Consider the following 12,646-nt stretch of genomic DNA (forward strand, 5'->3'; position numbering starts at 1 on the left):
ACTCCGGCAATCCGGAAAAAACCAGCTCTGAGGATTGGGATTCATGTACGGTCGGATTGATCAACGGTCGGAACGGATTAGGGTTCGGAAGGGCGGCACACTTTCCTAATTATACGCAAAAGCCGAATGAATTACGAGTGGAATGCCAATTTACGGACTTAATTAAAAGATAGGAAAGCCACTTTTGCCGGTTTCGGCAAAAGTGGCTGATCTCCAGGCAGATTTAGCTTCAGACGAGGTCGCGTTCGAGAATCTTGCCGGTCTGTTTGTCCTTCAGGATGACCTTATGGCGCCCGTCGTGGGTGACCTCCTCCTTAATCAGGTAATAATTCTCGTCGTAATCGACCAGCGTCGACTCCTGTGACAGCCCTTCGCGGCCCCGCCAGACGGGCAGGTGCACCGGCTCCCACTGTTTCGTTTCGGCCGAGCGGTAGGCCGCATCCAGTACCGCATTCACGATATAACCGTCGTAGAAGGTTTCGGAAGGTGCGCGGCCCTCCTCGCAGGCGCTGAACATATCCGTAAACATATGGTTGTAACCCAGGTCGTTGACTTCGTCGCCCACGGGAAACAGCCAGCCGGTGCTGCTCTCGGCTTTTTCGGCTACATAATCCGCGCCCTTGCCGGTCGTGAACATCTCGAAGCCCGTGCGCAGGAAGTTGTTGATCCAGATGGTTCCCTCGGTACCCATCACCTCGTCGCGCAGGTCCATGCCCCCCCGGAAGGTCCAGCTCACCTCAAACTGCCCGATGGCACCGTTTTCATATTTGACCAGCGCGATGGCGTGGTCTTCGGCGTCGATGGGTTTCACCTGGGTGGCGGCCCAGCACATCACCTCCACCGGCCGGACATCCTTCCCGATGAAATTCCGCGCAATCTCCACGCAGTGACAGCCCAGGTCGAGCATACAGCCACCCCCGGCCTGCTCCTTGTCCCAGAACCATTCGCTGTGCGGCCCCGGGTGCGTCTCCCGCGACTTGGCCCAGAGAATGCGTCCCAGCGCCCCGTTTCTGACGCTCTGCATCGCCTTCAGGAATTTGGGCGTATAGCAGAGGTCTTCCAGATATCCGGCAAAAATCCCGGCTTCCTCGACGGCCCTCATCATGCGCAGGGCCTCTTCGCCGTTCCGGCCCAGAGGTTTCGTGCTGACGACGGCTTTCTTATGCCGGGCGCACAGGTGGACGGCTTCTTCGTGGAGGTTGTTGGGCAGGGCGATGCAGACCATCGTCACTTCCGGATGCGCAATGATCTCCTCCATATGGGTCGACCAGATCGGGCAGTCGTAATCGGCGGCAAACTTGCGGGCGCTTTCCTCCCGGCGGGCGTAGATGGCAACCACACGGTCGCGGCTGCGCTGGCCGTGGATTGACTCGGCGTAGAACCGGCCGATGAAGCCGGAACCCAGCATGGCGATTTTTTGCATTTTGAGACGTAAGGATAAATTGAGAAAAGAATCGGCCAAATATAGCTTAAGTCCAAAAATGTACTGCCTGCTTTCTATTTAAAAAAACTATTAACCCCATTGTACGGCCGTTTGGAAAAGAAAATTTAGATTAGTCTAAATTTGTTTTGTATTTTGCGGAACATGGTTACATTTGTGCTAATCAACTTCTTATAAAGAGCGATGTACTGGCTTCCGGACTGCCGACGAAGGATCGCACGCGTGCTGCTGATTTTATTCAGCCTCATGCTGGTGAACTCCGTGGTGTTCCGACACGCCCACCGACTTGCCAGCGGACGCATCATCGTCCACGCCCACCCCTACAAGCCGGTCGGCAACAGCCCCTACCAGCCCAACACCCACACGAACAACGAGCTGTTCTGGCTCGAAACCCTCTCGAACGTTCTTTACGACGGTTCGATGCCGCTGCTGTTCGTGTTGGCAGTCCGGCCGATGCCGGTCGTTCGGGTGTTCCAGGTCATTCAGACGCTCTTCTTCACACATTACTTTCCCTTCTTTTCGCATCGCGGCCCGCCGGTTGTCGGGTAGCATTCCTGCGTTTGCGTCGCTACCCTGCGGCCTGATTGAACCTGCCCGCCGTCAATCGTTCCGGTAACCGCCCTGTTCGGCGCGGTGGATCGCCACGTTGGCGCGCGTCCGGGCCATCCCTTTATTCCATCCCTTTCAATACAACCATGAAAAAATTCATTTACCTTTTTATCGCATTAGTAATCAGCGCCTTGTCTCTATCCCACGCTCAATCGCCGGCTACCGTCGAGGGACAGATCCTGTCGAATCAGAAGCCGGTCGAACTGGCAACGGTCGCCCTGAAAGGCACCCGGTTCGGGCTGCTGACCGACAGCGCGGGAAACTACCGGCTGACGGGCATCCCGCCGGGCCGCTACCAGCTGAACGTCTCGCTGGTCGGCTACGGCACCTACCAGAAAACCGTCACCCTGGCGGCCGGCCAGACGCTCCGGCAGAACGTCGAGCTGCGCGAGTCGCCGAACACGCTGGGCGAAGTGGTCGTGACGGGAACGATGAAGGAAGTTTCGAAGCTGGAAAGCGCCGTGCCGGTGGAGATTTTCACACCAAAGTTTTTCCAGAAAAACCCGACGCCCAACATCTATGACGCCCTCCAGAACATCAACGGCGTGCGGCCGCAGCTAAACTGCAACGTCTGCAATACCGGCGATATCCACATCAACGGCCTCGAAGGACCATATACGATGGTGCTGCTGGACGGGATGCCCATCGTCAGCTCCCTGTCTACGGTCTACGGTCTTTCGGGGATCCCGAACTCGCTCGTCGAGCGGGTGGAGATCGTCAAGGGGCCGGCTTCGACGCTCTACGGCTCCGAAGCCGTGGCCGGTCTGATCAACATCATTACGAAGAACCCGCTGAAAGCTCCGACCGTGACGGCCGACGTGTTCGGTACGACCTGGCAGGAATACAATGCCGACCTCGGTGTGAAATTCCGGGCCGGAAAAGCCAACTCGCTGATCGGTCTGAACTATTTCAACTTTCAGCATCCCTACGACAAGAACGGCGACGGCTTCACGGACGTGACGCAGCAGAACCGAATTTCCCTGTTTAACAAGTGGCAGTTCGAACGGGCCGAAAACCGGCTGGCGAATCTCGCGGCCCGGTATTATTACGAAGACCGCTGGGGCGGGCAGATCGGCTGGAACAAATCCTACCGGGGCGGTGACCGGCTGTATGGGGAAAGCATCTTCACGGAGCGCGTCGAGCTGATCGGAGCCTACCAGCTGCCGACAGTCGAAAAAATCACGTTTCAGTCGTCGTTCAACAGCCATCATCAGAATTCGTATTACGGCACGACGGCCTACATGGCGACACAGCGGATTCTGTTCGGGCAGTTTCTGTGGGACAAGCAGTTCAACTCCCGGGTGAGCCTGCTGGTCGGGACGCCGTTCCGATACACCTTCTACGACGACAATACGCCGGCCACGGCTTCGGCCGACTCCCTGCGGCCCGAAAACCGCCCGGACCGGATCGTGCTGCCGGGGATTTTCGTCCAGCCGGAATTTACATTCAATGAAAAACATAAGCTGCTGCTCGGCCTGCGATACGACTACAATTCGCGGCACGGCAGCATCCTGACGCCCCGCTTCTCCTACAAATGGTCGCCGAACAAGGATAATGTCATCCGCCTGAACGCCGGCACGGGCTACCGGGTGGTGAACTTGTTCACGGAAGACCATGCCGCCCTGACCGGAGCGCGTCAGGTGGTGGTGCAGGATGCACTCAAACCGGAACGGAGCTGGAACGTCAACCTGAACTACACGCGGCAGATCGTATTCAACAACGGTTTCCTGGGTATCGACGCTACCGCTTTTTACACGTATTTCACGAACCGCATCATCGCCGATTACGACACCGATCCGAACAAGATCTTCTTCGACAACCTGAAGGGGCACTCAATCTCCAAGGGCGTGAGCGTGAACCTGGATGCGACGTTCGCCTTCCCGCTGAAGATGGTAGTAGGGGCGACACTGATGGACGTCTATAAGGTAGAAGACGACGCCGACGGCCGCGAGGTCCGGACGCGCCAGCTGCTGACCGAGCGCATTACCGGTACCTGGAACGTTTCCTACGACTTCGGACGCGGGTTTTCGGCCGACTATACCGGCAACCTCTACGGTCCGATGCGGCTGCCGCGACTGAGTCCGGAAGACCCCCGGGCGGCCTACTCGCCTACCTGGAGCATCCAGAACATCCAGCTGACCAAGAAGTTCGACAACGGATTCGAGGTCTACGGCGGCATCAAGAACCTGCTGAACTTTACGCCCCCGGCCAACAGCATCGCCCGGGCCTTCGACCCCTTCGACCGGGGGGTGGTGTTCGACCGGGAAGGGCAGGTGGTGGCGACGCCGGGCAATCCTTACCGGCTCACGTTCGATCCGAATTACGTGTTTGCCCCCAACCAGGGCATCCGGGGCTTTCTGGGAATCCGGTACACCGTTCGATAATTTTTTAACGCATGAAAGTCTGTAGTTTCAATGGATTTTTTAAATTATTGCACCGAACAATATGACTTTCTGAAGAAGTATTCGGTTTAATGATTTGATAACCATTGCGTTACTGATTTATTTATATAAATTTGTAACCGCAAACCAAACACACATTCGCTATATGGCCCTTGCAAAGCAGTACCTGAAGAGCAAGCCTACAATTTGCAAAGTTACATTTTCGCTGCCGGCCGACACCGTCAATGGTGCCTCATCGGTAGCTCTGGTTGGCGAGTTCAACGGCTGGAACGCTGAAGCCGCTCCCCTCAAGAAGCAGAAAGACGGCTCCTATAAGACCACCCTTGAACTGCCGGTCGGTCAGGAGTTCCAGTTCCGATATCTGATCGATGGTGACAAATGGATCAACGACCAGGAGGCCGACAAATTCGTCACCAGTGGCGTTTCATCCGAAGACAACTCGGTCGTCGTTCTCTAATCTGACCCGCTCATCGGTAACAAAAAAGCCCGGCCTTGCGGCCGGGCTTTTTAATGGATTCCGTCCGGGTTAAACGACGAAGCTGTCGGACTCCACATAGGCCTGAATCAGCGCCGTTTCCCCTTCCTTCCCGGGTCTGGCATTTCCGTGTTCCATGCCCCAGATGAAGTCTTTGTTCTCGGCTTTGGCCTTCTTATAGCAGTGTTCGAACACTTTTTTGTAGTTGATTTCACCGGTCGTCGGTTCTTTCCGGCCGGGGTTATCGCCGATCTGAAAGTAACCGATCTCGCTCCAGCACCAGTTGATGTGCGGGATGATGTGTCCTTCGTTCTTCTGCATGTGATAGACGTCGAACAGAATCTTGCAGGCCGGGCTGTTGACGGCGCGGCAGATTTCGTAGGTCTGGTCGGAGGTGCGCAGAAACAGGTTGGGCGTATCGCTGAGCGGTTCGAGCACCATCGTCATGCCGTGCGGCTCCAGGATCTCGGCCCCCCGGCGCAGTGCGTCGATGACGTGGCCGGTCTGAATCCCGATGGGCAGGTTGCGCTCGAAGTCGCCCGGCACGACGGTCATCCATTTGGCGTTGACCCGCTTGGCCGTTTCGACGGCACGTTTGCAGCCGTTCAGGAAGATATCGATATGCTCCTGTTTACCGGCTGCGAGGGTGTTCTGCCCGTTGCCGCCCTTGTCGACGACGAACACGCCCATCTTCATCCCGAGCCGGGTCATTTCCTTCGCAATTTTCTCCTGCACTTCGGGCGTCCGGCCCATCATGCCGTTGTCTTCCAGCGCCATAAAACCCATGTCGGCCATGAATTTGAGCTGGTCGATCAGGTCTTTGCCGGCACTGTTCTCAAACATTCCGAAGTGGGGAGCGTACCGTAACTTGAACTGGTTTTTCGCCATTGTGTGGGTTTTAGGGCCCGGATTTCCCGCTACGGCCACCCCCGTCAGGGCAGCACCGGCCAGGCCCAGCGTTGATTTGACAAAATCGCGTCGTTGAATCATTGAAAATGGTGATTAGAGGAGTTGAGGAGGAAGGGAGGAAATCAGGCTAAGAGCCTCTCAGCCTGATTTCTTCCTTTCGGTTCTGTTATTTTCTCTTCAGGGAAGCCAGATATTCGACCAGGTCGACCAGCTCCTGCGTAGACATATTTTCATGAAGGCCGGTCGGCATCATGGACGAGTCCATCTGCTTCAGGGAGACGACGTCGCTCATTTTGTAGTTCGAGGTCGTTCCGCCCGGGAACTTCATCTGAAGGTCGGATTCGGTTTTGCTGGCGACGATGCCGGAAACCGTGCTGCCGTCCTTGAATTTCACTTCATACCCTTCGTAGCCGAAGCTGATCCCGGCATCCGGATACAGAATCGCCAGATACTGAGCCTCTTTCGGAAGTTTGCTGCCGATCTCCGACAGCTTCGGCCCGAAGTCCATGCCCTCGCCGTTGACCTGGTGGCAGATGGCGCAGTTGTTCTTATAGACGTTCAGACCCCGTCCGGCGTCACCGGTTTGGGCCAGTAATTCCGGAATTACCGGCATTTTCTTCCCTTCGGTGCCTTTTCCGCCGTTAAGATAACCGGCGGCCTCCATCCGTACCTTCTTCCGCCAGCTGTTGGCGACGCCCTGAACGGCGGCTTTCTTGTAGTCGTCCTTGATCTGGCCGGACTTGAGCAGGGCCAGAATCAGGTCCTCGCCGTTGTAGCTCCCTCCGATGGCCCGGACGGCGTCCCTCCGGAGCGCATCCGTCCGTTTTTCGTCGAGGGCCACGGTCTGGAGAATCTCCAGCGACTCCTTCGTGCCGACGCTGCGAAGCGCCGAGATCATCCTGGCGGCCGATTCGGCATTGCCGCCGTTGAGGGTTTCCCAGACCATCGGCCCGCCGTCCTGCACCAGCAACTGCCGGACGGCCTCCCGGCCGACGCGCTCCGTGGCTTTATCCATTGCCAGCTGCCGCAGCCGCTGGTTTTCGGTTTTCGGCTCATACCGGCTGACCAGTTCAAGGTATTCGGGCGTGCCGTACAGGTCGGTCAGCAGTTTACCGAGGGCCGCCGATGCCTCCGCCGATTGTTTGACGAAAGCCGGGTCGAGGTGGCGCAGGGCCAGTTTGCTGATTTGGGCGTCGTTCTGATTCTGTTTCAGGATGCCGAGCAGCGCGTTGGATTTCTCCACCCCGCCGGGGTTGAAATCGAACGCCCGGAAATACCGCAGGCGGCTGTTCAGATCGGTTTGCGGGTCGGAGGCCAGCCGGGCCAGCAGGGGCACGGCGTCTTTGGTGCGGGCCCGCCAGACGATGTCTTTCCCGGCCGGGGTGCCGATCGGGTTGATGCCGGCATGTTTCAGCCAGGCGGGGTAGAACGTATCCCACTGGCCGTCGGCGCCGATGCCGAGTGCCTCCAGATACCAGCGGTCCTGCCCGTCGTGCTGCGAAGCCAGCTTCGCCCACAGGTCGGGCGCTTCGGGTGATTTGTTCCGGCGCAGGGCGATGGCGCACTCGCGACGTACCTGCGGGCTGGGGTCGTTCGCCAGTTGTTTTACGTATGGAATAATGTCGGTTTTCATCTGGCGGGCGGCCCGCAGGGCGGCCATGCGCAGATTCGGATCGGCGTCTTTCAGGGCGGTTTCCACGTATTTCTTCCCTTTGCCTTCCAGTTTGCTCAGCAGCCAGAGGGCGCGGGCTTTCATGCGGGGGTCGGCGGCCGTCTTATACAGGTTTGCCAGGTCTTTTTCGGCTTTGGCACCCAGGCCATAGAGTGTGTTCCAGGCGGCATAGCGAATCGCCATGTTCGGGCTTTGCAGGGCCTCCACGGCGCCTTTGGTTGTGGTCAGATCGACCTTTGGCAGGCGGTACGGTGTGTTGGGAGGAGCGACGCGATAAACGCGGCCCCGGTTCTGATCGCCGGCCTGGTGACCGCCGACACCGGGGTCATACCAGTCGGAGATGATCAGCGAGCCGTCGGGGGCCACGCAGACGTCCGAAGGCCGGAACCACTGGTCGCGGGCGCCTTCAAGAATCGGCACCATGCCGGCCTTGTAGCCGGCCCCGCTGTTCTGAACCGGGTAGGCCCGGACGACGTTCGGTCCGGCGTCGCAGTGGATCACCTGCCCCTGGAAGGTAGCCGGAAGCAGCTTGCCTTCATAAACGATAATACCGGTCGGGGAGCCGGCTCCGGTCTGGAGCAGGTTCGGCACGACGCCGGGGTCGTTGAGGTGCCAGTGGCGCAGCGGAATCTCCGGCTCGATGTTGGTCCGGTTGGCCTGCCAGCTCGCGCCGGTCATCTCGTCGGTGAAGCCGTAGTTACCGAATTCCATGACGTAGTTGATCCGCACGCCCTTGTTGCCGTCGTCGTCGTTGTCCGACTGCCAGAGGGCGCCGTAGGAGTCGACCGCCACCTCGTAGTTATTCCGGAAATTATGTCCGAGTACTTCCAGTTCGGTGCCGTCCGGGTTGCAGCGGAACACCATGCCCTGCCGGTAGTTCGGCTGGGTGATCTCCTTGCCGGTCGTGCGGTCGAAGAGAGGTTTACCGTCCTTGTCGCGGATCTGTTTGCCCTCGTTACCGAAGTTGAAATACCACTTTCCGTCCGGCCCGAACACGAAGGAGTGCATGCCGTGGTCGTGGTCGGTGCCGCTGATGCCGGTAAACAGGAGTTCTTTCTTATCGGCCTTGTCGTCGCCGTTCTCGTCCGTAAATACGAATACATTGGGGCTGTCGGAAACGATCACCTTATTGCCCTGCACCCAGATGCCGAGCGGAGAAACCAGATCGGTGCCCTGGTAGAAGGTCTTGGTGACGTCGGCCTGCCCGTCGCCGTTCTGGTCTTCCAGAATCAGAATGCGGTCGCCTTCGGGGCGGGTCGGGTTACCGTTGATGCCGGCGCGGTAATTATACGCTTCGCAGACCCACACCCGCCCTTTGGCATCGACGTCGATGTTGGTCGGGTTGGTCAGCATGGGTTCGGCGGCAAACAGTTTCGCTTCCAGACCGGGAGCAATGTTCAGACTTCCGACGGCGTATTTGGGGTCGTGTTTGTCGTCGTCGCTGAGCTGAGAAAAAAGGCGTTCGAGGTACTCGCCGGATGCCTGGTTGAGGTTGGTATTCTGATACGCACCGATCAGAACGCCCCCGGCAAGCAGTCCGGCCGTTGAAAGTGCCCAGGCCCGGCGCGAAAAGCGGAAGCCCGAGGCAAAACGGTTTGATTTCATAAACGACCCGTAGGTTTTGGGGTTGGAATATATCGTGTAAATGTACTAATAAACCTTCACAGTAAAGACAAGGCCGTATTTTTATGGCTGAATCCGTATAGATAAAGGAACAATATGTTAAATCTACCCCTGTGGCAGCTCACGGGCTACCGCGCACTGGTCACCGGCGCCACGAAAGGCATCGGCGAAGCCATTGTCGATCAATTACTTAGCCTGGGCGCCGAGGTATTTCTCGTGGCCCGGGACAACGCGCTGCTGCAAGAGAAGCTGGAAAATTACCGGCAGGGCGGTTTTGCCGTGGAGGGGCTGGCCGAAGACGTCGGACGGCCGGGGGCTGCGGCCCGGATCATGGAGGAAGTAACCGCCCGCTGGGGCAGCCTGGACCTGCTCGTCAGCAACGCCGGAACGAACATCCGCAAGCCGACGGTCGAGTACAGCACCGACGAATTCGATTTCCTGTTGAATACCAACCTGAAGTCGGGATACGAACTCTGCCGGGCGGCCTATCCCCTGCTTAAGACGTCGGGGGGGCAGCAACCGGGGAAAGCAGCCATCGTATTCGTGTCGTCGGTATCGGGTTTCACCCACACCAGCAGCGGTTCAATCTACGGCATGACGAAAGCCGCGCTTCACCAGCTTGCCAAAAACCTCGGTGTCGAATGGGCTCCGGATGGTATCCGGGTCAACGCCGTGGCGCCCTGGTACGTACACACCCCGCTGGCCGAACCGGTATTGAACAATCCGGAAAAACGGGCCGCCATCCTGGGCCGCACGCCGATGGGCCGGACCGGCCAACCGGAGGAAATCGCGGCCACCGTCGCCTTCCTCTGTATGCCCGCGGCCGGTTACATCACCGCTCAGTCACTGGCCGTCGACGGCGGTATGCTGGCCTGGGGGATGTGAGGCAGCGGGACCACCCCCCGCTTACTTATCCAGCACGACGACCTCGTTAATAAGAAAGCTACCGCGGTCGGTGACGAGGTTGTAGACTTTATCGACCGTTCGGACGGCAGCCTGCACCCCATCGACTTTCCAGGTTGTGACGCTCCGGGCAGCCCCGTCGAAACGGTAGAGAACGTCGCCCGGCCGCAGGTCACCCAGCTTCTTCGAACCGCCGGCGGTCTGAACCGGGTGGTTGGGGGTGGCTTCGAGCAGCACCGGGGCCGTCAGGAAAGCCGCGCGGCCGGCGGATACTTCTTCCACCGGACGAAGCCAGACCCCGCTGACGGCGACCGTTCCGCCCTCATGCACCTGCACCTGCTTCACGCCGGCCGGCACGAGCATCCGGGTGGCGGCATCGTAGGCCATTACTTCGTCGCCCGGTCGGACTTCGCTGATGGCTTTCGTCCGGCGGTCAGCCAGCGTAACCGGGGCGTCGGCGGGGAAGCAGAAGTTATATTCCTCTTTCTTTTTGTCGCCGCCTTCGCTTTTGGGGCCGCCCCCCATCAGCAGCGCCATTTCGCGGGAGATCACGAAGCTGAGCGTCGACATCAGGCCGGGTTCCTTTTCACCCACGTTTTTCAGATCGTCGATGTAGGCGTCCCAGGCTTTCCGGTCGGCGGAGGCACCGGGAATGACGAACGATTTCGTCTCGTTGGTTTTGCCGTTCAGATAGATCGCCAGCAGGCCCAGTTCTTTCGTATCCCCGGCGTTGTAGACCTTGTAGAGATAAATCTTCCGCTGGATTCCGTCGCTGTAGTTGAACACGTAGGCCGGCCGTTCCTCGTAGCGGTCCAGGATGAAATCGCCTGATTTAAAATAGGTATCTTTCTCCAGATTGGCAACTTTGATCTCCCTGACGGCTTTCAGCTGGTCGACGCTCATGCCGGCCGTCGCCGTCTGGCCGAAAAGAAGCCGGGGAAAAAGACAGACGGCCAGCAGGCATCCGGCCACGAAACCGATTCGAACAAGGTTGGTCTTCATTCCTGTTGTGCGTTTGATAAGGATTATTTTTTCGTGTACTCTCCTACCCTCGAATGAATGGCTTCCACCGTGCGACGGGCGGAGTGGAAGGCCCCGGCCATCCAGGCCGTCAGGTAGGTCGTGTGTTCACCGGCAAAGTAAATGTTACCGTCCGGTTCGAGCAGCGCGGGGTAGTATTTCCGGCGGACAGGTTCGTCGTACAGCGCCCAGCCGCCCTCGTTGTGCGGTATCTTGTGCCAGGCCAGCGAGAACGCGTTGTCGAACTCCTGCCCATACTGCGGGTGGATTTTGCCCCCCTGCTCCAGCGCCAGCTTTTCGCGGCCGGCCGGCGGTAGCTCGCCCACGGCCTCGGCCCGGCTGTAGAAGTTATAATACCCAATCAGGACGCCTTTTTTGCCCATAAACCCAAAGGATGGATACCAGATCTGGTTGATGTCCATGTTCGTGCGCGAAATACCGCCGTAAATATGGTCGTCCTCCTCCCAGAACCGCCGTTTGAATTGCAGGCCGATCTTGCCGGTTTTCATGTAGGGAATAAAGTCGGCGGCTCGCCTGACCATAGGCGAAAGGTCGGATTCCAGCTTTTTCAGAATGGGTAACGGTAACGTACATACGCAGAATTCGGCCGTCGTTTCGACGGTTTTGCCGTCTTTCCGATACACCACCCGAACGCCCGTTTCGGTTTTCCGAAGTTCTTTCACGGGGGCGTTGAACAGGATTTTGCCCGCCAGTTTCTTCTCGAAGGCTTTCGGAATGGCGTCCATCCCGCCGACCGGCTGCAGCAGCGTGGCCTGCTGTTCGTAGGTGTAGTCGCCCACGTTATGGAACACCGGCTGCATGAAGCCTGAGCGGAGCAGGTCCGTCAGGCCGTAGGGGTCGTTCAGTTCGCCCGGGACGGCACCGGCTCCGGGAGCGGTTTTGTACCCCCGGCGGCTGGTTCCCTTATAGAGCCGGCCGGTATTGAGGTCGCCCTCGTTTTTCAGAAAGTCGATCAGTTTCTCGACGTCCTCCCTGGTAAGCTGCTGATCCAGCGCCGATTGATCCAGTGCCTTAGCGAGCAGTTCGCTGGTATACCCCCGCAGGTCGTTGTGGTATTCGCTGATTCGCATCCGGCGGTTAGCGAGCGGGCCGGTGCCTCCGTCGTTGTACAGAAAAGCCGCTTCGTTGGCGCCGTTGAAGATTTCGAGCGGCACGCCCAGTTCGCGGCAGTAGTGCAGCGTCAGCTCGTGGTTGTGCGGAATCCGGGCGGCCCCGCCGTTGAAATAAAGCCCTTCGCCGAACCGGCAGACCTGCCCGCTTCCGCCCAGTTCGGTTTCCTTTGTGCCGCCCCGTACCGTCCAGACCCGGCCGCCGGAGCGGCTTCGCGCTTCCAGCACGGTGCAGTCATAGCCCAGTTTGCCGAGTTCATAGGCCGTGGTGAGGCCGGCCAGACCGGCTCCCAGAATGATCACTTTACGGGCCTTGCCGTCTCTGGTGCCGTTGGCTGGAAGGTTGAAAGCCCCGGCGGGTGCCGGCCGCAACAGCCCCCAGGCCATCAGAGCGGCATAACTCGCTCCGGTCGATTCGATGAAATTACGTCGGGTCATCTTCAAAAAGGGCCGGCGACTGTC

9 protein-coding genes are annotated in these 12,646 nt (G+C 58.7%); 4 read left to right on the forward strand and 5 right to left on the reverse strand.

Translation table 11 applies throughout. From position 1 onward, the window contains the following. Positions 1–229: 229 nt before the first annotated feature. On the reverse strand, positions 230–1,423 hold the full coding sequence (locus DX909_RS14060) for a Gfo/Idh/MocA family protein (protein ID WP_128545820.1): 1,194 nt from the start codon (positions 1,421–1,423) through the stop codon (positions 230–232). A gap of 201 nt (positions 1,424–1,624) precedes the next feature. Between DX909_RS14060 and DX909_RS14065 the strand changes: the two genes are divergently transcribed. From DX909_RS14065 to DX909_RS14075, 3 genes are all read left to right on the forward strand, one after another. Next, entirely contained in the window at positions 1,625–1,990 is a 366-nt protein-coding gene (locus DX909_RS14065) for a DUF8478 family putative metalloprotein (RefSeq protein WP_164851282.1), read from the forward strand. Between the two features lie 146 nt (positions 1,991–2,136). Continuing rightward, positions 2,137–4,434, forward strand: coding sequence for a TonB-dependent receptor (locus tag DX909_RS14070; RefSeq protein WP_206513004.1), 2,298 nt, complete (start codon positions 2,137–2,139; stop codon positions 4,432–4,434). A gap of 163 nt (positions 4,435–4,597) precedes the next feature. Beyond that, a complete protein-coding gene (locus DX909_RS14075) occupies positions 4,598–4,909 on the forward strand; it encodes an isoamylase early set domain-containing protein (protein WP_128545822.1) in 312 nt (103 codons plus the stop codon). A gap of 69 nt (positions 4,910–4,978) precedes the next feature. Here the strand turns inward: DX909_RS14075 and DX909_RS14080 are convergent, their stop codons facing one another. Continuing rightward, on the reverse strand, positions 4,979–5,914 hold the full coding sequence (locus DX909_RS14080) for a hydroxypyruvate isomerase family protein (protein WP_128546026.1): 936 nt from the start codon (positions 5,912–5,914) through the stop codon (positions 4,979–4,981). Between the two features lie 88 nt (positions 5,915–6,002). Further along, complete coding sequence (locus DX909_RS14085; RefSeq protein ID WP_128545823.1) at positions 6,003–9,113, reverse strand: PVC-type heme-binding CxxCH protein; 3,111 nt, start codon at positions 9,111–9,113, stop codon at positions 6,003–6,005. Between the two features lie 114 nt (positions 9,114–9,227). Between DX909_RS14085 and DX909_RS14090 the strand changes: the two genes are divergently transcribed. Further along, positions 9,228–10,016 carry an SDR family oxidoreductase gene (locus DX909_RS14090; RefSeq protein WP_128545824.1) on the forward strand — a complete coding sequence of 263 codons (789 nt, stop codon included), beginning with the start codon at positions 9,228–9,230 and terminating at the stop codon, positions 10,014–10,016. Positions 10,017–10,037: 21 nt separating this feature from the next. Here the strand turns inward: DX909_RS14090 and DX909_RS14095 are convergent, their stop codons facing one another. After that, positions 10,038–11,036, reverse strand: a complete 999-nt coding sequence (locus DX909_RS14095) for a Hint domain-containing protein (RefSeq protein ID WP_128545825.1) — start codon at positions 11,034–11,036, stop codon at positions 10,038–10,040. Positions 11,037–11,059: 23 nt separating this feature from the next. Continuing rightward, positions 11,060–12,622, reverse strand: a complete 1,563-nt coding sequence (locus DX909_RS14100; RefSeq protein WP_128545826.1) for a flavin monoamine oxidase family protein — start codon at positions 12,620–12,622, stop codon at positions 11,060–11,062. Positions 12,623–12,646 lie beyond the last annotated feature (24 nt).

Origin of the sequence: Larkinella soli, from assembly GCF_003703975.1 — a bacterium.
GTDB lineage: Bacteria > Bacteroidota > Bacteroidia > Cytophagales > Spirosomataceae > Larkinella > Larkinella soli.

Coding starts and splice junctions, on each gene's coding strand:
- DX909_RS14100 (WP_128545826.1), bottom strand. CDS start 12,622: ATGACCCGACGTAATTTCATCGAATCGACCGGAGCGAGTTATGCCGCT.
- DX909_RS14085 (WP_128545823.1), bottom strand. CDS start 9,113: ATGAAATCAAACCGTTTTGCCTCGGGCTTCCGCTTTTCGCGCCGGGCC.
- DX909_RS14065 (WP_164851282.1), top strand. CDS start 1,625: ATGTACTGGCTTCCGGACTGCCGACGAAGGATCGCACGCGTGCTGCTG.
- DX909_RS14090 (WP_128545824.1), top strand. CDS start 9,228: ATGTTAAATCTACCCCTGTGGCAGCTCACGGGCTACCGCGCACTGGTC.
- DX909_RS14070 (WP_206513004.1), top strand. CDS start 2,137: ATGAAAAAATTCATTTACCTTTTTATCGCATTAGTAATCAGCGCCTTG.
- DX909_RS14060 (WP_128545820.1), bottom strand. CDS start 1,423: ATGCAAAAAATCGCCATGCTGGGTTCCGGCTTCATCGGCCGGTTCTAC.
- DX909_RS14095 (WP_128545825.1), bottom strand. CDS start 11,036: ATGAAGACCAACCTTGTTCGAATCGGTTTCGTGGCCGGATGCCTGCTG.
- DX909_RS14075 (WP_128545822.1), top strand. CDS start 4,598: ATGGCCCTTGCAAAGCAGTACCTGAAGAGCAAGCCTACAATTTGCAAA.